The organism is Vogesella sp. XCS3, from assembly GCF_020616155.1.
GTDB lineage: Bacteria > Pseudomonadota > Gammaproteobacteria > Burkholderiales > Chromobacteriaceae > Vogesella.
The window spans coordinates 811,838-832,367 of record NZ_CP085530.1 but is presented as its reverse complement, the minus strand read 5'-3'; the positions used below and the strand labels follow the sequence as shown (position 1 = coordinate 832,367).

Annotated in this window: 18 protein-coding genes; 8 read left to right on the top strand and 10 right to left on the bottom strand. The window is 58.6% G+C overall.

Translation table 11 applies throughout. The features are described from left to right. The first annotated feature begins 4 nt into the window (after window positions 1-4). Window positions 5-946 carry a DUF4394 domain-containing protein gene (locus LCH97_RS03810; RefSeq protein ID WP_227303481.1) on the top strand — a complete coding sequence of 314 codons (942 nt, stop codon included), beginning with the start codon at window positions 5-7 and terminating at the stop codon, window positions 944-946. A gap of 61 nt (window positions 947-1,007) precedes the next feature. On the opposite strand, the gene LCH97_RS03805 is transcribed toward LCH97_RS03810, so the two are convergent. The 3 genes from LCH97_RS03805 to LCH97_RS03795 all read right to left on the bottom strand — a co-directional run bounded on the left by LCH97_RS03805 (window position 1,008) and on the right by LCH97_RS03795 (window position 3,689). After that, a complete protein-coding gene (locus tag LCH97_RS03805; RefSeq protein WP_227303480.1) occupies window positions 1,008-1,586 on the bottom strand; it encodes an HD family hydrolase in 579 nt (192 codons plus the stop codon). A 56-nt stretch (window positions 1,587-1,642) separates the two neighbouring features. Next, a complete protein-coding gene (locus tag LCH97_RS03800) occupies window positions 1,643-2,212 on the bottom strand; it encodes a hypothetical protein (protein ID WP_227303479.1) in 570 nt (189 codons plus the stop codon). Between the two features lie 589 nt (window positions 2,213-2,801). Further along, window positions 2,802-3,689, bottom strand: a complete 888-nt coding sequence (locus tag LCH97_RS03795) for a LysR family transcriptional regulator (RefSeq protein ID WP_227303478.1) — start codon at window positions 3,687-3,689, stop codon at window positions 2,802-2,804. A 106-nt stretch (window positions 3,690-3,795) separates the two neighbouring features. On the opposite strand from LCH97_RS03795, the gene LCH97_RS03790 reads away from it, so the two are divergent. The 3 genes from LCH97_RS03790 to asd all read left to right on the top strand — a co-directional run bounded on the left by LCH97_RS03790 (window position 3,796) and on the right by asd (window position 6,067). Beyond that, window positions 3,796-4,080, top strand: a complete 285-nt coding sequence (locus tag LCH97_RS03790; RefSeq protein ID WP_227303477.1) for a putative quinol monooxygenase — start codon at window positions 3,796-3,798, stop codon at window positions 4,078-4,080. An 18-nt stretch (window positions 4,081-4,098) separates the two neighbouring features. Then, window positions 4,099-5,115, top strand: coding sequence for a zinc-binding alcohol dehydrogenase family protein (locus LCH97_RS03785; protein ID WP_227303476.1), 1,017 nt, complete (start codon window positions 4,099-4,101; stop codon window positions 5,113-5,115). 100 nt (window positions 5,116-5,215) lie between these two features. Next, window positions 5,216-6,067: an archaetidylserine decarboxylase gene (asd, locus tag LCH97_RS03780; protein ID WP_227303475.1), complete on the top strand. Its 852-nt coding sequence runs from the start codon at window positions 5,216-5,218 to the stop codon at window positions 6,065-6,067. A 105-nt stretch (window positions 6,068-6,172) separates the two neighbouring features. On the opposite strand, the gene LCH97_RS03775 is transcribed toward asd, so the two are convergent. From LCH97_RS03775 to LCH97_RS03750, 6 genes are all read right to left on the bottom strand, one after another. After that, window positions 6,173-7,375 (bottom strand): branched-chain amino acid ABC transporter substrate-binding protein, encoded by a 1,203-nt coding sequence (locus LCH97_RS03775; RefSeq protein ID WP_227303474.1) that lies wholly within the window; start codon window positions 7,373-7,375, stop codon window positions 6,173-6,175. Window positions 7,376-7,646: 271 nt separating this feature from the next. Continuing rightward, a complete protein-coding gene (locus tag LCH97_RS03770) occupies window positions 7,647-8,867 on the bottom strand; it encodes a branched-chain amino acid ABC transporter substrate-binding protein (RefSeq protein WP_227303473.1) in 1,221 nt (406 codons plus the stop codon). A 261-nt stretch (window positions 8,868-9,128) separates the two neighbouring features. Next, complete coding sequence (gene hemH, locus LCH97_RS03765) at window positions 9,129-10,214, bottom strand: ferrochelatase (protein WP_227303472.1); 1,086 nt, start codon at window positions 10,212-10,214, stop codon at window positions 9,129-9,131. A gap of 98 nt (window positions 10,215-10,312) precedes the next feature. After that, the gene (locus tag LCH97_RS03760; RefSeq protein WP_227303471.1) at window positions 10,313-12,610 is read right to left on the bottom strand and encodes a DNA translocase FtsK; all 2,298 of its coding nucleotides are present in this window, start codon (window positions 12,608-12,610) and stop codon (window positions 10,313-10,315) included. Window positions 12,611-12,683: 73 nt separating this feature from the next. After that, window positions 12,684-13,793 (bottom strand): anhydro-N-acetylmuramic acid kinase, encoded by a 1,110-nt coding sequence (locus LCH97_RS03755; RefSeq protein WP_227303470.1) that lies wholly within the window; start codon window positions 13,791-13,793, stop codon window positions 12,684-12,686. Between the two features lie 51 nt (window positions 13,794-13,844). Further along, entirely contained in the window at window positions 13,845-15,179 is a 1,335-nt protein-coding gene (locus LCH97_RS03750) for a M23 family metallopeptidase (RefSeq protein ID WP_227303469.1), read from the bottom strand. A gap of 270 nt (window positions 15,180-15,449) precedes the next feature. On the opposite strand from LCH97_RS03750, the gene LCH97_RS03745 reads away from it, so the two are divergent. Next, window positions 15,450-16,457: a hypothetical protein gene (locus LCH97_RS03745; RefSeq protein ID WP_227303468.1), complete on the top strand. Its 1,008-nt coding sequence runs from the start codon at window positions 15,450-15,452 to the stop codon at window positions 16,455-16,457. Beyond that, a complete protein-coding gene (gene recJ / locus LCH97_RS03740; protein ID WP_227303467.1) occupies window positions 16,454-18,139 on the top strand; it encodes a single-stranded-DNA-specific exonuclease RecJ in 1,686 nt (561 codons plus the stop codon). The genes LCH97_RS03745 and recJ overlap by 4 nt, the downstream gene beginning before the upstream one ends. A 158-nt stretch (window positions 18,140-18,297) precedes the next feature. Here recJ and LCH97_RS03735 read toward each other — a convergent pair whose 3' ends face one another. Further along, window positions 18,298-18,645: a hypothetical protein gene (locus tag LCH97_RS03735; protein ID WP_227303466.1), complete on the bottom strand. Its 348-nt coding sequence runs from the start codon at window positions 18,643-18,645 to the stop codon at window positions 18,298-18,300. 104 nt (window positions 18,646-18,749) lie between these two features. On the opposite strand from LCH97_RS03735, the gene LCH97_RS03730 reads away from it, so the two are divergent. Further along, window positions 18,750-19,085, top strand: coding sequence for a hypothetical protein (locus LCH97_RS03730; protein ID WP_227303465.1), 336 nt, complete (start codon window positions 18,750-18,752; stop codon window positions 19,083-19,085). Window positions 19,086-19,087: 2 nt separating this feature from the next. After that, a complete protein-coding gene (locus LCH97_RS03725; protein WP_227303464.1) occupies window positions 19,088-20,437 on the top strand; it encodes a phage/plasmid replication protein, II/X family in 1,350 nt (449 codons plus the stop codon). The last annotated feature ends 93 nt before the right edge of the window (window positions 20,438-20,530 follow it).

Below are 20,530 nucleotides of genomic sequence, written 5' to 3'. Positions count from 1 at the left end.
ACGCATGCATACTCCACGCCTTGTCTCGACCCGTTTATGTCTTTTGGGCCTGGCTGCCAGCCTGCTGCTTGGCTGCACCAGCCTGCCGCCAGAGCCCCGCGGCCCGCTACGCACCGAACAGCTTTATGTGCTGACCCAGGACATGGTGCTGATCCGTATCAATGCCAGCCAGCCCTCGCGCGAGCTATCGCGCCAGCCTTTGAGCGGTTTGCCAGCAGGCGACACTCTGGTGGGGATCGACTATCGCGTAGCGCGTGGCATTCTGTATGGTTTGTCGCGCGCAGGGCGTATTTTCACCATCGCGCCGGAGAGTGGCCAGCTAAGCCAGGTCGGGCCGCCGTCAGTACTGCCGCAGCTGGCTGGGCAGCGTTTCGGGTTTGACTTCAACCCGGCAGTGGACCGCATGCGTATTGTCAGCGACCAAGGCGCCAACCTGCGCATGCACCCGGATACTGGTGCGCAAATCGATGGCAATGCTGCACAAGATGGCGTACAGCCAGACAAAAACCTGCACTACGCCGATGGTGACAGCCAGGCCGGCCAGCAGCCGGTGATTCTGGCCGCTGCGTATACCTACAACGCCCGAAACGACAAAATTACCACCCTGTACACTATCGACGCCTTGCGCGGTACCCTGGCCATGCAAGGCTCCAAAGAAGGCGAGCAACCCTTTGTTTCGCCGGATAGTGGCCAGCTGCGTACCGTTGGCAGCCTGGGCTTGCCGGCGCTGGACGTATTGGGCATGCAGCCTGGCGGGGTAGGGTACGGCGACTTGCAGGCCGCGTCGCTGGATATTTCCGACGTGAAGAACACGGCGTTTCTGGCCGCGCGGCAGAAGCTGGGGGCCAGCCAGTTGTACGAAGTGAATCTGCAAACCGGCAAAGCCAGCCGTTTGGGGCGCATTGCCCAGGGGCAGCCCTTGGTCGGGCTGGCCATTATTCCCTGACCCGGTACCAAACAAAAAGCCGCCAGTCGATGGCGGCTTTTTTCATGGCATGGGCTGTGTATCAGGCACCAAACCAGCCTTGGGTTTCCGCGTACGCCAAACGCTCGGCCAGATAGGCCCATAGCGCAGGGCAGCCTGCTTCGATGGGCTCGCGAATGCGGCCAACGACACGCTGATAGCTAATACCGTTTTCGCGCCAGCTCTGGCCGTTATTGGCCAGGTTCAGCAATACCGGCATGGCACGGTCTGCCGCATTGGCAAAACGTGATTCGGCGGTTTCTGCCGCTTCAAACTCCTGCCACAACGCCAGGAACTGCGCACGTTGCGCGTCAGGCAGCAGGCCAAAAATGCGCTGCACCGCAGCCAGCTCGGCTGCTTTGCGCTCTTCCCAGCCTTCTGTGGCGTAAACAATGGTGTCGCCGGTGTCTATTTCGCCTATATCGTGCACCAGCAGCATAGCGATAACACGGTTCATGTCCACCGGCCCGGGGGCGTAAGGCGCTAGCGACGCAGCCAGCATGGCGATCTGCCAGCTATGCTCGGCGGAGTTTTCCTGGCGGCTTAGCCCCAGTGGCCGGGTTTTACGGGTAACGCCCTTGAGCTTATCCAGCTCCAGGATGAAATCAACGATCTGCTGCATGATTGGGCTTTCTGGAAAGAGATAACCATTTTAACCGAAGCCGGCCAAGCCTGGCGTTATACGCCGGGTTCACTATCCAGGTGGCCCAGCTTGACCGTGCGCGCCAGTATCTCGTTCACCTGTGCCATGGCTTGTGATTCGGCCAGATTCACCTGCTGCTGCAGCAGGCGAAGCACAAGCCGCAAGCAGCCGTAAACCTGTTGAGCTTCCGATTGGCTCACTGCGTCCAGCCGGTTTTGTCTGGTTGGTACATGGCGGCGTTCATGCAGGCTGCGTTGCCCTGCGGCCGTGCCGGTCATGGCGGGCTCTGGCGCATAGAACCGCACCGGCAGCGGCCATTCGTCTGCGGGCGGCATGATGCGGCCGGTGAGCTCGCCAATCACCTGTTCAAATTCCTGACAAAGTGCATGCGCCTCGGCAAGCTGCCGGTGGTGCAATACCCCCAGCATGGTCTTGTCGCGCAGCAGGCTGCTACGGCGCAGGATAAAACGCAGCTTGCCCTTGGCCAGTGCCTGCACCGCGGTGTAATCGCCACCACGTGCCGCATCCCGCAAGGTGTCCAGCCAGCGCGCCCAGCTCAGGAACTCGCCCGATAAGGCCGAGGTATCTTGCGCTGGTGGAGGCATGCCCTCTTTTTTATTGGTATTGGCAGGAAACCATGGGCTTAATCCGTTTTGTAATGCGATAAAAGGTTTGCGCTGTATCCGGCTCATCAAACACTCCCGTCAATACTTGCCTAGGGTAATTATCAGGTCAAATACGGCAGGGCTTGAGTGTTAAAAACGATATTGATTGGTTATCCAATACTGAATGCGGTGATTCTATAATTAATCACCGCACCTAGTGCGTGCCGCTCTTTTGTCGGTATCGGGAAACCACCGCAGGATATTGCGCCAATGCAGTTGGTTTTGCCATTTCTAATAAATGCCATTCTTGGATGCGCCCGCTTGTCGCGAAAATACTAGCCTGGCAAGGCATTGGCGCCATGAGAGCAAGGCAGCTTGGTATTGCGTGGCAAAATGGCATGTCTGGCCTTCCTTGCCCGAGGGTGTGGCACGCCGGCAGTAATACTGTACCGCCCGCAGTAAGCGGTTTATTGGCCGTGTCGGCGGTCATTGGGTCGCGCGTGCGAATAGGGCGCGATATTCAATTTTCAAACCTTGCTTGAATAGCAGCGCGCTACCTTGATAGAAAATGCTGTGCCGCCAGGTGCGTTTATGCCAGCAATGCTGCCAAGCCGTATTCATCGATAAAGTCCAGCATGGCAGTCAGTGCCGCAGGGCGGTGGCTGCGGCTGGTGTAAACCGCGTAATAGTGGTTATCCGGCACGGGGGTGTCCGCAAGCAGGTGGTGCAAATGGCCGGCCGCCAGATCCTGTCGCACCATGAAGCGGGGTAGCAGGGCGATGCCGGCGCCTGCCAGCGCAAACTGGCGCAGGGTATTCAGGTTATTGGCACGCAGTGTGGCCTGGCTGGCATCAATCTGCACGCTCCCCCCCGCTTGTTGCAATGGCCAGTATGGCAGCACGGTATGTAGTAGCAGCTGGTGTCGGGCCAGGTCGGCAGGCTGTTGCGGCCAACCTTTGGCGGCCAGATAGGCCGGAGCGGCCACCACCACCCGGCTGACAGCGCCTACCTTGCGCGAGACATAGCTGGAATCCGCTAGCTGCCCGGTGCGTAGCGCCAGATCGATGCGTTCGGCCACCATGTCCAGCTGCGCATCCGTGATGACGCAGTCTATGCTTACCGCCGGGTAGCGCAGGGCAAAGGCGGCCAGCAGCGCCGGCAAAAGCAGGGTGCCGGAGGCTTCCGGCGCGGTAATGCGTAGCCGCCCGCTGGGCGCGTCACGCAGGCGCGAGATAGCCGCCTCAGCCGCATCGGCAGCGTCCAGCATGGCCTGACAGTGCACCAGATAAGCCTGGCCTGCGGTGGTAAGGCTAAGCCGCCGGGTGGTGCGCTGTAGCAGGCGCATGCCCAGCCGGCTTTCCAGCTCGGCCACGCGCTGGCTCAGGGTGGATTTGGGTAGCCCGCAAACGCGAGCGGCGGCGGTAAAGCTGCCTTCGTTTGCCACAAGGGCAAACAAGGCCATGGCGTCCAGTTTCATGCTGATTGTCCGGCATTACAGATAGTCTTTCCGGATTATAGTGACTAATCACCTCAATCCAATCGCGGCATACTGGCTGGCATAGTCAAGTCACCAAGGAAACCGCATGCCCATTACCGTGATTGCCACCCTGGTTTGCCAGCCCGGCCAGCGCACCGCCGTGCTGCCACTGCTGGATGCCTTGCGCCAGGCTACCTTGCAGGAGCCCGGCTGCCTGCAATACATACCCAACCTTGACCCGTCCGCACCCGACTGCGTGGTGATGGTCGAGGCCTGGCGAGACCAGGCCGCGCTGGATGCGCATACCGCCAGTACTCATTTCCAGCATTTTCGCGAGCAGGCCGCACCGTTGCTGGCCAGTCTCGATATCCGCTTGCTGCAACCGCTCTGACCCTTGAAAGGAATACAGATGAAAGCCATCGCCGCCTTTGCTGGCCTGCCCGCCGACCATCCGCAGTCGCTGCAGGACATTACCTTGCCCACCCCGGACGCCCGTGGTCACGACCTGCTGGTGCGGATAGAAGCCATTTCCGTTAACCCGGTAGATACCAAAATCCGCAAAAGCCTGCCGCAGCAAGCGCAAGACAAGCCCAAGATTCTGGGCTGGGATGCTGCAGGGGTGGTGGAAGCCGTGGGTGAGCGGGTGACCTTGTTCCGCCCCGGAGACCGCGTGTGGTACGCCGGCGCCATTCATCGTGATGGCAGCAATTGCGAGCTGCAGCTGGTGGACGAACGCATCGTTGGCCGCATGCCAGGCACGCTGGGCTTTGCCGAAGCTGCAGCCCTGCCGCTAACTGCCATTACCGCATGGGAGCTGCTGTTTGACCGCCTGCGTTTGCAAGAGGGGGCTCATCAGGGCGAGCGATTGTTAATCGTGGGGGCTGCCGGTGGCGTGGGTTCCATCCTGATTCAACTGGCCCGTACCTTAACCGGTTTGCACGTCATTGCCACCGCATCACGGCCGGAAAGCCAGGCATGGGTGCGCGAGCTGGGTGCTCAGGACGTGGTCAACCACCATCAGCCGCTTGGCGAAGGCCTGGCCGCGCTGGGTATAGCCGAGGTGGACTACGTGATCAGCCTGAACCAGACCGATCGCCATTTCGACGAAATCGTCAAAGCATTGAAACCGCAAGGCAAGCTGGCGCTAATCGACGACCCGGAGCCGATTGATGTCCGCCAGCTAAAACGCAAAAGTATTTCGCTGCATTGGGAGCTGATGTTTACTCGTTCGCTGTTTGCTACGCCTGACATGATTGCGCAGCATCGCTTGCTGGAACGTGTGGCCGGGCTGGTGGAGGCGGGGCGTATCCGCAGCACGCTGGGCACGCAGCCAGGCACGATCAATGCGGCCAACCTGCGTCATGCCCATGCCTTGCTGGAAAGCAATGCCACCACCGGCAAGGTCGTGCTGGCCGGCTGGGCTTAACCCTGCCAGGTACGGCGCTGCCATGGCGCCGCGCCGTACTTAGCATTTGCAGGTGGTAGCGTTATAATGGCCGGTTGAAAATGAGATAAAGGTCTACGCCGTGCGCTATCGTCTAGCTGTTCTGCCGCAATACCTGCTGCCAAAACAGGCACTTACCCTGATGGCGGGGCGTATTGCCAATACCGAAGCCGGCGAAGCCACCACGCGTCTGATACGCTGGTTTATCGAACGCTACCAGGTCAATATGGCCGAAGCAGCCGACCCGGATCCGGCCAGCTACAGCAGTTTCAACAGCTTTTTCACCCGCGCACTCAAGCCGGGTGCCCGCCCGCTGGCGTCGGCCGCCTTCATTTGCCCGGTAGATGGCGCCATCAGCCAGTTTGGCCCCATCCGGCAAGACCAGATTTTCCAGGCCAAAGGCCACGAATACAGCACCACTGCCTTGGTCGGCGGCGATGCTACGCTGGCTGCCAAATTCAATAACGGCCACTTTGCCACCATCTACCTGAGCCCACGCGACTACCACCGCATTCATATGCCGGCAGATGGCCGCCTGCTGCGCATGATCCACGTGCCGGGCGATTTGTTTTCGGTGAACCCCACTACCGCCCGTGGCGTGCCTGGACTGTTTGCCCGCAACGAACGCGTCGTATGCGAATTTGAAACCGACAGCGGGCCTTTCGTGCTGGTGTTGGTGGGTGCCACCATTGTGGGCAGCATGGCTACGGTATGGCACGGCGTGGTCAACCCGCCGCGCAGTGGCGAGGTACGCGAGTGGCGCTATGACGACCAGCAAATACGCCTTAAAAAAGGCGATGAGATGGGCCGTTTCCTGCTGGGCTCTACCGTAGTACTGCTTTATCCCAAAGAGACAGTACGGTTTGATGGCAGCTGGCAGGCGGGTAAACCCGTCCGCCTGGGCGAAGCCATGGCCGAGCGCCACCACGCCTGACGCCAAGCCGAGCCCGACGCGGCGCGTTGCCGCCCGGCCATGAAAAAGGCCCTCGAATCATCGAGGGCCGGTTAGCAAACCAAAGCGCCGCAAGGCGCTTTTGTCTTACTGTGCTGCCGAGGCTGCTTTGGCTGTATCTGGCGTCAGGCCTTTCCAGCTACCGGCTTGCAGCTGGTACAGGCTAACCGCACCATTCTTGATGTCGCCATTCGTTTCGAAGGCAATCTCGCCCGTCACGCCTTGCAGCTGAGTCTTGGCAATTTCCGGCAGGAATTTTTTCGGGTCTGCGGAATCGGCACGCTTCATGGCATCCAGCAGGACGCGGGCAGCATCGTAGGTGTAAGGTGCATACGCCTGGATATCGGTCTTGAAGCGGGCTTTGAACTTGTCGTTAAAGCTGGCGTAGCCCGGCATGGCTTCTTTTGGTGCGCCGGCACTGGATGCGTAGGCGCCTTCGGCGTCTTTGCCTGCCAGCTTGGCAAACTCAGGCGTATTTACGCCATCCGCGCCCATGAATGCAGCTTTCATGCCCAGTTTGCGCAGCTGCTTCACCATCGGGCCGGCTTGGGCATCCATGCCGCCGTAGAAGATCAGGTCGGGATTCTGGCCTTTCAGCGAGGTCAGAATGGCCATGAAGTCGGTGGCGCTATTGGTGGTGTACTCGCGTTTCACAACCTTGCCGCCCGCGGCTTCTACCGATTTGGCAAAGTCATCGGCCAGACCTTGGCCATAGGTGGTACGGTCATCGATGACGGCAATGCGCTGCGCTTTCAGCTGGCCAACTGCAAATTTGGCCAGTGCCTGGCCTTGCTGCAAGTCGTTGGCAATGATGCGGAAGGTGTTGTTATAGCCTTGCTGGGTGAATTTCGGGCTGGTTACCGAACCAGCTACCATCGGCACGCCGGCATCGTTGTAGATGCGCGAAGCGGGGATAGCTGCACCAGAGGTTAGGTGGCCAACGACGGCGACAACGCCGCTATCGATAAAGCGCTGGGCGACTTGTGTCGCCGCCTTGGGGTCTGCCTGGTCGTCTTCGGAGACTACTTCAAATTTTACTTTTTTGCCGCCCAGCGTCACGCCCTCGGCATTAGCTTCTTCAATAGCCAGCTGTACGCCATTGTCTGCGTCACGCCCCCAGTGGGCAAACGGGCCGGTTAAGGGGTTGGCCGAACCGATTTTTACCGTCAGCTGCTCGGCACTGGCTGCAGGCACACTGCTTTCGGCCGTGGCTGCTTTGTCGGAAGCGCCGCACGCGGCGAGGGCGGCAGCCGTAGCGGCTACCAGCGATGCATTAATGATTTTGTTCATGGTAAAGCTTGTCCCTGCCCCTGCGCGGGGGCATTGTTTTATAGGTGATGGCAGGTGGATTTCAGGCGTGATACCCGCCCTGTTGGGGCCGGTAGTACAGCGGGCGCGTTTTCTGCAAACCCATGGGTGGCGGGTGGCAAGAAAAGCAGGGAGTGGCGAAAGGATACAATCGGCACTGCAGCGCAACATATTAGCCAGCGATGTATTGTTGCGCAAGTGCAAATGAAAAACGGCGCCCGAAGGCGCCGTTTCAGGGCGATGCCAGCAAAAATTACTGGGCAGCGCTAGCAGCTGGTGCGGCAGAAGCCGGGCCGCCTACAGTGGAAACCACTTCCCATTTGCCACCTTTAACTTGGTAAACGGTTACGGCGCCGTCTTTGATGTCACCTTTCTCATCAAAGGCGATCGGGCCGGTTACGCCGGTGTAGTTGGTTTTGCCAACTTCAGCCAGGTAGGTTTTCGGGTCAGTGGAGCCAGCACGTTTCATGGCTTCTACCAGTACGCGAACAGCGTCGTACTCGTACGGAGCATAGATCTGAACTTCGGTGTTGTACTTGGCCTTGAACTTGTCGTTGAAGGCTGCGAAGCCAGGCATCTTGTCACGCGGCATGCCGCAGCTGGAGGAGTACTGGCCTTCGGAAGCTTCGCCAGCCAGCTTGATGAACTCCGGAGTCTGCCAGCCATCGCCGCCCATCAGCTTGGCCTTGATGCCTAGGCGCTGCATTTGCTTGGCCAGTGGGCCTGCTTGTGCATCCATACCGCCGTAGAAGATCACGTCCGGTGCAGAACCCTTGATCGAAGTCAGGATGGCGTTGAAGTCAGTCGCGGTGTTGGTGGTGAATTCGCGTTTAACGATAGCGCCACCTTTGGCTTTGATCGCTTTTTCGAATTCATCAGCCAGACCTTGGCCGTAAGCAGTACGGTCATCGATGATGGCTACTTTTTTGGCTTTCAGGCCATCAACAGCAAACTCACCCAGTGCCTTACCTTGCTGAACGTCGTTGGCGATCACGCGGAAGGTAGTTTTGTAGCCCTGTTTGGTGTAGTCAGGGTTGGTGGCGGACGGGGAGATTTGTGGCAGGCCAGCGTCGGAGTAGATTTTGGATGCCGGGATGGTAGTGCCGGAGTTCAGGTGGCCGACAACGCCAACAACACCTGCATCAACCAGACGCTGTGCAACCTGGGTGCCGATTTTCGGGTCGGCCTGGTCATCTTCGGATACCAGTTCGAATTTGACTTTCTTGCCGCCGATTTCAACGCCTTCAGCGTTCAGATCTTCAATGGCCAGCTTGGCGCCCAACTCGTTGTCTTTACCCAGGTGGGCAATCGGGCCAGTCAGCGGCGATACTTGGCCGATTTTGACAACGGTTTCACCGCCAGCTTCAGCAGCTGCGGCGGATGCTTCGCCAGCCGGTTTTTCTTCCTTGTTGCCGCAGGCAGTGAGTGCAATGGCGGCAGCCGCAAAAAGGCTCAGACGAGCAAATTTATTCATCTTGTGTTTCCCCTGATCTTAAGTCTGTGACTTGAAAAACCTGCGTTACATCTTTTGGATGAGCAGATGGCAAGGATTATGCGGAGCCGTTTCTTTCAGTGTCAACGAAGGTCGCAAACAATGTTTTGAATATTGTTCGACACAATTTTGTCGCATGCCTCTTTATGGTGTGCTGCACCATGCACTTATTGAACAAAGTTTTCATAAATGAACAAAGGCGCACCATTGAGGTGCGCCTTTGTGAAAAAAATTAGCCTTTTTCTAGCTTTTTGCGCCACAGCTGCGGGCACGTAGCTGTCGCATTTCTGCATCATCCGGTGTTGTTATCCAGCCACCCAGGTTGGCCGCAGCGATCTCTGCCAGGGCGGTAATCCATGCCGGGCGCTCGTTCAGGCAGGCGATATAGCGGTATTCCTTGCCGCCGTGAGTCAGGAAATCTTCTTTTCCTTCCATGGCAATTTCTTCCAGGGTTTCCAGGCAGTCGCCCACAAAGCCAGGGCACATGACGTCAATTCTGGATACGCCATCACGTGCCAGCTGTGTGAGCACCTCGGTGGTATAGGGCTTGATCCACTCTGCCTGGCCAAACCGGCTCTGGAAGCTGACAACGTATTCCGACTTGCTCAGCCCCAGTTCTTCGGCCAACAAGCGGCCGGTTTTTAGGCATTCGCAGTGATAGGGGTCGCCTTTGTCCAGCGTGAAACGTGGCACGCCATGAAAGCTCATTACCAGCTTTTCTGCGCGGCCATTCAGGCGCCAGTGCTCCCGCACGCTATCGGCCAGTGCTTGTATATAAGCAGGATGGTCGTGGAAGTGGCGCACGGTGCGTACCTCCGGCATATTGCGCATTTTTTGCAATGTGCGGAATACATCGTCCAGTGCCGTGGCACTGGACGAACCTGCGTATTGCGGGTAGAGCGGTATGACCAGCAGGCGCTCCACGCCGGCTTCCCGCATCTTGAGCATGGTTTGCTCGACGGATGGCTGCCCATAACGCATGGCGTAGTCCACCACCAGGTTGCGCATGCCTTGTTCGCCCAGCAAGCCTTTGAGCAGTGTGGTTTGCTTTTGGGTGTGCACCAGCAGGGGGGAACCATCCGGGGTCCAGATGGTGGCGTATTTTGCCGCGCTTTTTGCCGGGCGCACATTCAGGATGATGCCATTGAGAATGAACCACCAGATTGCCTTGGGGATTTCAATTACCCGGCTATCGGACAGAAACTGCTTGAGATAAGGGCGCAGTGCTTTGGCAGTGGGTGCAGCAGGCGTGCCCAGGTTGATGAGCAGAATGCCTGTTTTGGGCGTGTAGTCGTGGCGAAATGCGGGTTCTTTCAGCAGTGCGGGCATGATTTGTCCAGTACAAAACGAGTGCGCCTAGCTTAACCGGCTAGCGATAAAAAGCAATGGCCGCAGGGCGGCCATTGCAGATGAAAAGGGCAGGGTGCTTATTCCTCGCGCATGGGTACCAGTACGCTGCGGTTACCATTAGTTTCCATGGCAGATACGATACCGGTAGCTTCCATTTGCTCAATCAGTCGGGCGGCGCGGTTATAGCCTATGCGTAGTTGGCGCTGTACCGATGAGATGGACGCTTTGCGGGTTTTAAGCACAATGGCCACCGCCTCGTCGTACAGCGGGTCTGCCTCCATGTCGCCGCCGCCGGCAGCGCCCATTTCACCCCCTGCATCATCGCCTTCCGGTGTGCCGGTGAGGATGCCGTCGACGTAGTCCGGTTCACCCGTGGTCTTGAGGAACTCCACCACGTGATGCACCTCTTCATCGGCCACAAAAGCACCGTGCACGCGCAGCGGATAGTTGGTGCCGGGTGGTTGGTACAGCATATCACCTTGCCCCAGCAGGGTTTCAGCGCCCATTTGGTCCAGAATGGTGCGGCTATCAATCTTGCTGGACACCTGGAAGGCAATGCGGGTCGGGATGTTGGCTTTGATCAGGCCGGTGATCACGTCTACCGACGGGCGCTGGGTGGCCAAAATAAGGTGGATGCCCGCCGCACGTGCCTTCTGCGCCAGGCGTGCAATCAGTTCTTCGATCTTTTTGCCGGCAACCATCATCAGGTCGGCCAGTTCGTCAATTACCACCACGATCAGCGGCAGCGCTTCCAGCGGCTCCGGCATGTCGGGGGTCAGGCTGAACGGATTGGGTATCTTCTCGCCGGCTTTTTCGGCGTCACGAATCTTCTGGTTAAAACCCGCAAGGTTACGCACACCCAGTTTGGACATCAGGCGATAGCGACGCTCCATTTCCCCCACGCACCAGTTCAGCGCGTTGGCCGCTTGCTTCATGTCGGTTACCACGGGAGCCAGCAAATGCGGAATGCCTTCGTATACCGATAGCTCCAGCATTTTCGGGTCCACCATGATCAGGCGGGCTTCTTTTGGCGTGGCTTTATATAGCACCGACAGAATCATGGCGTTGATCGCTACCGATTTGCCTGAGCCGGTAGTACCCGCCACCAGTACGTGCGGCATTTTAGCCAGGTCGGCCGATACCGGTTGACCTGCAATATCCTTGCCCAGCGCCATGGCCAGCTTGGACGGCATGTTCTGGTAGCTTTCCGAGCCCACGATTTCGGACATGCGCACAATCTGGCGTTTCGGGTTGGGTAGCTCCAGCCCCATATAGGTTTTACCCGGGATGGTTTCCACCACGCGGATAGACACCAGGCTCAGCGCGCGCGCCAGGTCCTTCATCAGGTTGACGATCTGCGCGCCCTTTACGCCGATGGCAGGCTCGATTTCATAGCGCGTAATCACCGGGCCAGGGTAGGCGGCGATGACCTTTACATCCACGCCAAAGTCAGCCAGCTTGCGCTCGATCAGGCGCGAGGTGTATTCCACGGTTTCGGCGGATACCGGTTCACCTTGCTCCTTCGGCGGAGCCAGCAGGGTAAGGCCCGGCAAGGCCTCATCACCCGGGGCGGCAAACAGCGACTGCTGAACCGGCTTGACTGCCTTGGGCGACACCGGCACCTCGAGCACAGGGGCTTCTATGCGCACCGGTGGCTTTTCGTCGATTTTTTTCTTTTCCTGCACCACTTTTTCTTCGCGCTGCTTGGCTACCTCGCGGCCGATTTCGCGGTCTTTGCTGGCCTGCCACGCTTGCCATGCACCGACAGTAGCGTCTTCAATCTTGCCGCCCAGGCTTTCCATCAGGTTCAGCCAGGACAAGCCGGTAAACAGCGAGGTGCCAATGGCAGCCAGCACCAGCAGGAGCAGACCCGCCCCGGTACCACCAAAAGCATGTGCGGCGGCGTAGCCAAGCGACTTGCCCAGCATGCCGCCTGCCCCTGCCGGCAGCGCCAGTGCCTTATTGCCCAGTATCAGCGCCTCGATGCTGGCTACGCTGACAAGGGTTACCAGGAAACCCAGCAGCGCGGCCCAGGTCATGGGGCCAGTCTGGAAGTCGGCTTGCTCGATCTTGCGGTAGCCCCAAGCAATGGCGAACAGGCAGAAGCCCACCAGCAGCCACGCAGCGTAACCAAACAGGTAGAGCAAGATGTCAGACAGCCAGGCGCCAAAGGTGCCGCCGTAGTTGCGGATTTGCGTATCTGCCGAGCTATGCGACCAGCTAGGGTCAGCCGGGCTGAAACTGGCCAGTGTGATAACCAGATAAACAGCAGTAACAGCCATGAGCAACCACCAGGCTTCGCGCAGCAGGGCGGTAAGCTTGGGTGGCAGGGGTTGGGTATTTCGTACGGCAGCTTTACGCTTGAACAGGCGCATTGTTATTTAATGTATGAAGTCAGCCATGCATTATATCGGCAATTTACCCGGTATCTTATCGATCACTTTACATTTAATACGGATAAAGTGCGCCAAGCACGCGCAAACCGCGCGCGCCGGTGACTTCCGGCAGGTTGGCCGGCTTGCGATGGCAGAAGCACCAGCCCAGCCAGGCAAAGGCGGCCGCCTCCACTTGTTGCGGCCCCAGGCCCAGCGCCTCGGTAGTGTCGATATGAATACCCGGCAGGTTGGCCGCAAGACTGGCCATCAGTACAGGGTTCTGCGCCCCGCCGCCGCAGACATACAACTCCCTGCAGCAAGGGGCAAAGCGCTGCACGGCCAAGGCAATACTGTGGGTGGTCAATGCCAGCAGCGTCGCCTGCACATCGGCATCCGGCACCGCCCCGTGCTGGCGGGCGTGTGCGGACAGATGGGCATCCAGCCAGGGCAGATCAAACAAGTCCCGCCCCGTGCTTTTGGGCAGGTTGGCCGCAAAGTAGGGCTCTGCGAGCAAACGCTGCAGCAAGGTACTTTGCACCTGCCCGCTGGCCGCCCACGCGCCCGATGCATCGTAGTCCAGGCCGCGGTGGCGGCGGATCCAGGCATCCATCAGCATATTGCCCGGCCCGGTATCAAAACCGATTACCGGCTGGCCTGGGCTCAGGCGGGTCAGGTTGGCAATGCCGCCAATATTCAGGATGACACGTGGCACCGTGGCACTGGCAAACACCGCCTGATGAAAAGCGGGCACAAGCGGCGCACCTTGCCCGCCTGCCGCTACATCGCGGCTGCGCACATCGCCAATCACATCAATGCCGCATAGCTCGGCCAGCAAGGCGTGATTGCCAATTTGCAGGGTATAGCCCTGCTGCGGAGCATGGCGGATGGTCTGCCCGTGGCACAGTACCGCCCGGATATCGGCGGCCACCAAGCCGGTAGTGTGCAGCGCCTGCTGCACAGCCTGGGCATAAAGTGTGGCTAGCGTATTGCCCAGCAAAGCGCTGCGCGCCAGCTCGTCATGCCCCACCGGTTGCAGCGTTAGCACCTGTTCACGTACCGCGGCGGGATAGGGTACAAATGCTTCGCCCAGTACGCGCATAGGGCTATGCGCAAAGTCCACGACAAGGGCGTCCACACCGTCCAGGCTGGTGCCGGACATCAAACCGATATAAATCTCAGACATAAAAAAGCCCTGGCTAATGAAGCTGCCAGGGCGATGCATGGGTGGGCAGGGTTAGTCGAGCTGCGCCACGCTGACCGGAATATCCCTGAGCAGCTGAAGGTTGGCCGCAAGCTTAACGCTACCCTGGCGGAAGGCCAAGCGCTGGACGGGTGTCAGGCCCGGTACAGGCAGGGCAGTCGTGGCAGGGTCGACAGGCTGCCCATCGATCAGCACTTCCATATGCAGATGCGGCCCGGTAGAGCGGCCGGTGCTACCGACAAAGCCGATAATGTCGCCGGCTTTTACTTTTGCCCCGGCGCGCAGGCCCGGCTGGAAGGCGCTCATATGCGCGTACAGCGTGGATAATTTATTGCTGTGCTTCAGCACTACCACATTGCCATAACCACTTTGCTGCGCCACCGTTGCCACCGTGGCGTCAGACGGGGCGGCAATCGGCGTGCCGCTGGCGGCCGCGTAGTCTACCCCTTCGTGCATGCGCAGCGAGCGCAAAATAGGGTGAAAGCGCATGCCAAAGCCCGAGCTGATGCGGGCTGCAACCGGCTGCATGGTAAAGCCTTTTTTCAACGGCTTGCCGGCCGCATCGTAATACGCGCCCGATTCGCTATCGTGCTCAAAATAAAATGCCTGGTAAACCTTGCCGCTGCGCACGATCTCGGCGCCCAGAATATTGCCGCTGGCCAGTGGCGTACCTTTGTATTGCAAGGTTTCGTATACCAGGCTGATCTTGTCGCCCGCGCGCAATTCAGTTAGCGGGAACTGGTCGGCAAAAATCTCCGACAAGCCGGTACGTACCTCCACTGGCACGCGCGCCTGCGCCAATGCGCCGGTGGCACTGGTTTTTACCAGTACGGAGCGCACGGTCTGTACCGTCTGCATCTCGGGCGCGTCGGCGCTGGCTTGCCATTGATCGCCTTTTTTCTCGATCACCACCAGTATCTTCTCGCCATTCTCGTCATCATTCAGAAAACGCAGGCCGAACAGCTCACCCTGGTCGTTCAGTTCTACCGACAAGGTGGCGCCAGTACGCAGCTTCAGCAGGTCGCGCGATAGCGGGCTGGCGTGAATGAAGCGCGTCGCCTCGCCATCGTCTACGCCCAGGCGGTTTAGCAGGCGTGCAATCGTGTCGCCGCGCTGTACTGCCTCATCCCGCCAGTAACGCAGACCTGAAGCCTGGGTTGTCGGCAGTGCCGGCAGCGTCAGCTGCTCGGTAACCTGCTGCGCCAAAGGTGCCGCAGGTTGCGGAAGCGTCTGCTCCTGGGTAATGGCCAGTGCGGTTAGCGCCCCCATAAACGGCAAGCTGGCAGCGGCACCCAGCCAGGTCATGGGGTTATTTATCAGCTGCGCCACCCACTTTTGCGGGAAGCCCAGCAGTTTGCGATAATTCATGTTCAGTCGACTCGTGTGGCATAAGCCTTCATCGCAAAACGAATCAGCTTAAATACTGCGCTGCAAAACTACGCCTTTTGCAGCAGAAAATATCAAAGCAGGGCATGCTAGCAAAATCGTCGCGCCACTGCAAACCAGAAACCCTAGCCAAATCAACCCACTAGTCAAACTGGCAGTGAAACCTGCACCAAGAGACAGTGCGCAGCGGATAATGGTTCGACACGCATCTAAAATTGTTTTGTTAAAAATAAAAATCAGCCCGGCACCTTTATGAAACTCACCTTGCACCTGCCCGGCCTGGCCTGGTACGACGCCCACGATGGCGCAAGCCTGTGCCGCGACCTGAGCACCCCGGCACTTTCCTTACTCTTGGCGCGCGGCCAACGTAGCGCACACCCAGCCCACCCAAGCGAGCACCTGTTGCACAGCTTCAATCTGCCCGAGCTTGCGGTGGCCGCCACCCTGGCGCGGCAGGCAGGGTTATCTACCGCAGGCCGGCATTGGCTTATTGCAGACCCGGTTAACCTGCGGGTAGACCGTGACCGCGCTCTGCTGGGTGATGTAGGCATCATGAACCTGGCACAGCACGAAGCCGACCAGCTTGTTGGCAGCCTCAACCAGCTTTTTGCCGAAGACGGTTTCGTTTTTCACGCACCCACGCCCGCACGCTGGTTCATTTCATTACCAGCAGCAACCGGGGCCAGCTTTACGCCGCTGCCGGATGTTATCGGCCAGGACATCAACCACCACCTACCCGGCGGGCAGAACGGTATGCGCTGGAGCCGCTATCTCAATGAAATGCAGATGCTGCTTTATACCCATGCGGCCAACGATGCCCGTGAGCTTCGCGGCGACACGCCGGTAAACAGCGTATGGCTTTGGGGGGAGCAGGGCAGCGACAGCCAGGCGCCGCAGGCCTTTGCCCCGCTGTTATATAGTGACAACCCGCTCTATCTGGCACTCGCCACAGAATGTGGCATGGCGATAGACGCCGCCCCCTACCAGTTTGCCGGCCTGCAAGGCGAGCATGTTCATGTGGTACTGGATCAGTTGGAAGCTGCAGCACAATTTTGCGACGCCTGGGGCTGGCGCGAAACGATCAAGCGGCTGGAGCAAGACTGGTTCGCCCCCATGCTGGCCGCACTCAAGGCCGGCCAGCTACAATCGCTCGAACTCAGTTGCGACGGCGAAGCCGGCTTTACCCTGCGCATTACGCCGCGCCAGCTATGGAAATTCTGGCTATCCGGCCAACCTTTAGCCACCCTGTACCCGCAATGACCCAGATCACCACCCGTAGCTCCCCAGCCAACTGCCAACAGAACTTGTGCGAGCAGGGCATACACCCGCTCATGGCGCGCCTGTACGCCGCTCGTGGCATCGAAAGTGCCAGCGATGTGGATTACGCCCTCAAAGGCCTGCTGCCTTATCACAGCATGAAGAATGTCCAGGCCATGGCCGTGCGGCTGGCCGATGCCATCCACCAGAAGCAGCGCATGCTGGTGGTCGCCGATTACGATGCCGATGGCGCCACCGCCTGCACCGTGGCAGTAAAAGGCCTGGCCGCCATGGGTGGCGTGATTGATTTCATCGTGCCCAACCGTTTCGAGTACGGCTATGGGCTCACACCGGGAATCGTCGAGTTGGCCGCACAAAGCCAGCCAGACATCATTGTTACCGTGGATAACGGCATCGCCAGCGTGGCGGGTGTAGAGGCTGCCAAGCAGCGCGGCATCGAGGTACTGATCACCGATCATCACCTGCCGGGTGACACACTGCCGGATGCGCTGATCGTGAACCCCAACCAGCCAGGCTGCGAGTTCCCCTCCAAAAACCTGGCAGGGGTGGGGGTGATGTTTTACGTACTGATGGCACTGCGCGCCGAGCTGCGCCAGCGCGGCCACTTTGCGGCCAACCCCGAGCCAAACCTGGGCGAGCTGCTGGACATCGTGGCGCTAGGCACGGTAGCCGACGTGGTCCGGCTGGATCGCAACAACCGCATCCTGGTAGATAACGGGCTGCGCAGAATGCGGGCAGGGCGCATGGCACCCGGCATTGCCGCATTGTTTCGTGTCGCCGGTCGCGCAGCGCACAAAGCCAACACCTTTGACCTGGGCTTTACCCTGGGGCCCAGGCTGAATGCGGCAGGGCGCCTGGACGACATGAGCCTGGGCATAGCCTGCCTGCTGGCCGGTAGCGAAGAGGAAGCCATGCGGCTGGCGCAAGAGCTGGACCGCCTCAACCGTGAACGTCGCCAGATCGAACACGGCATGCAGGACGAAGCCTTGGCGGCGCTATCTACCATCGATGCCGACAAGCGCTACACACTAGCACTGTACCGCGATGACTGGCACCAGGGCGTAGTAGGCATCGTGGCCTCTCGCCTGAAAGAAAAATACCACCGGCCAACCATCGTTTTCGCCCCTGGCGACGAGGGCGAAATCAAAGGGTCAGGGCGCTCGATACCCGGCTTTCACCTGCGGGACGCGCTGGATCTGGTGTACAAACGCCACCCTGGCATGATCCTGAAATTTGGCGGCCACGCCATGGCAGCAGGGCTGACTATTGCCGAACAGTCCTTATCGGCATTCCAGCAGGCTTTCGAAGAGGTGGCGCAAAGCCTGCTGGACGAAAGCACCTTGACACGCACGCTGGAAACAGACGGCAGCCTCAGCGCCAGGGAGCTGAACCTGCCCACGGCAGAAGCACTGGCTGCCGAGGTATGGGGCCAAGGCTTTGCGCCGCCCACATTCCAGGACAAGTTCCAGGTCATCAGTCAACGCATGGTTGGCGACAAACATCTCAAACTGCGGCTAGCCAAAGATGGCGTGCAATGCGACGGTATGGTGTTCAACCGTACCGAGTGGCTGCCAGAAGAAATTCACGCCGTCTACCAACTTGCGGCCAACGAATGGCAAGGCCGCAAAGAGCTGCAAATTTACCTGCAGCACGTTGCGACATAAGCCCGATGCTGGCGCTTGAAGCTGGATGGCGATGCTCTTGCCATCCAGCTCCAGGCGCCAGCATTAATGATAGCCAAGGGAGAGTGGTGACCAGAGGGGCAAAAGGAGGCCGTTTTCCGTACTGAATTTGACATAATAAACATTATACGACGTAAATACTAAACCCCTGAGGGGGCTTTCGAGCCTTCAACTGGGCTCATTAACGTCGTCAGAACCATCAGACCGGCCACGGCCAATGCGCCGATCTTTTTGCGAAAATCCGCCCAAAACTCCTTCTTTTCAAAGGATTTTTCGCGCTCCATGTTTGCTGCAGCAATGATTTCTAGCGGGTCTAGGTTGAGCTTGTTCGCCACCATAATGCACGCGTAGTCATCCATCACGTTACGCCCGGATTTGTAGCCGCTAAGCGCCTGTTTGCTGATTTTCAGGGCTTCGGCTTTCTTTGCATCCGGCATATCTCCGAGCATTTCTAGTGCTTCTTGAAGGTAATCGACCGTCAGTTTCATCCTGATTTTCCTTGATTGTACGAACCCCCGTACTTAGCATTGCCTTGTACGAGGGTTCGTACTCTGTATATCAAATCAATTCTAGCATTCTGAAGGTAGCCACCATGCAAGCAATCGCAATAGGCCTGTCCAAGATGGCCGGCACATCCAAAGGCTCAGGCAACCAATACGAGATGCACCGCCTGACCATCATCATTCCGAACAAGAACGTTTCTTCGGCCAAGTTCAACAAGTTTGGCCTTGGTTTTGAGCCCATGGACTTGCCCGTAGCCGAAGCCGCGTTTGCCAAGCTGGGTTCCGTGACATACCCGTGCCGTATCGATCTGACCATGGATCACGAACCACGCGCTGGCAAAGTTGAAGCTGTCGTGGCTGGGTTCACCGGTCAGCCTGTTTTCATCGATATGACAATGCCTGCAGCAGCCAAACCGGCAGCCTGATTATGTCCCGCGTTTTCGTTGACGGCATTCACATTCAGCAGCGTTACACCGGGTCTATTGACCCTGTAACGCTGGAGCCCGTTGACGCGGTTCGCCGCGTCAATTCCGGCTTGGCCATGAAAGTGAATACCGACGACGACGGCGAAATCACCGAAATTGTTTGGGCTGCGCCTTCCAAGAAATTTAGCGAAGGTTCTTATCAGTCCATGGTCGCCATAAAAAGCGATGGCCATCTTGTTTATGCCGAAGGTAATCCGGGGCGTCTGTCACGCCCGGATAACCTGTTTAACCTCGACTTTGACGCAACGGTTGATCGCCTCAATCGTTGCTTGAAAGCCGAAGGTCTTCCGGGGTTTTCTGCTGGTGAACGTCAGGAAGTCGAGCCGCAGCACTGGACAGACTACAACGTAGCCCACGGCATTTTTCACGAATGGACTGGTGCCACGGTTTCCCGTTTGCACCTCACCAGCAATTACGAGACCGGCAGCATGGCTGCCGCGCAATCCATGATTGATTGGCTCAGTACCCAATCAGTCGCCCGTATCCGTCGTGGCCGTCTTGGTGAATCCACGGTGATGTGGGGTCATCGCAAGTCCCGTGTACTGATTAAAGCCTACATCAAAGCCAATGAAATGCTGGCGCATCGCCACGGCCGCACCACCGAAGAAATCAAAGCAGACCCCGTTTATCAATACTGCCTTGCCCAAGGGATTGTCCGTTTTGAGATTGAAGTTGATCGCCGTACGCTCGCCGAACACCACTGCCGATACCTCGGGGACATCACCATGGAAAAGCTTACAAACCTGTTTGACCAGTACGTTGATCCACTGGTGAATCGCGTCCGCGAGGACGTAACCACGATGGATTTGATGGCTCTGCCATCCACTGTCCGGGCTACGGCCGCAGCGTGGCTTAAAGGGGTTGATGTACGCACCCTTTTGTCACGTGCCACGTATTTCCGCCACGCCAAAACCCTACGCGAATATGGCATGGACATTTCTGAGCCATTGGGCAACGTGAAGCCATTCACCACAATCATCAAAGTGATCGAAGTTCGCCCGGTAACAGCTGCGCCAGATTGGTACTGGCAGCACCAGCGCGCCCTGTCACTGAAAGCCGCAGGCGATTACCCGGTATTCGACAACGACAGTGCAGACGCGGACGCGCGGGCGAAAGCGAAGCCGACCAGCGCGAACGCGGATGCACTCAATAGCGGAGAAAACCATGCCGCAATGTGCCGTATTTCAGACTTTAACCGTTGGGCAGCAAGTGACTACCGCCCTAGTCCTGCAGCCAGCCCCGGCGGACCAGACTCCGGCAACGTGTACAGGCTACATCCTGTTAACGCCTGAGGAATTCAGCAGCTTACAAGAGCCCTTCTTTCTGCCGCTGACCATCCCCCAAGCCGTCACCATCGCCACAGCCATTCTTGCCCTTTGGTCATT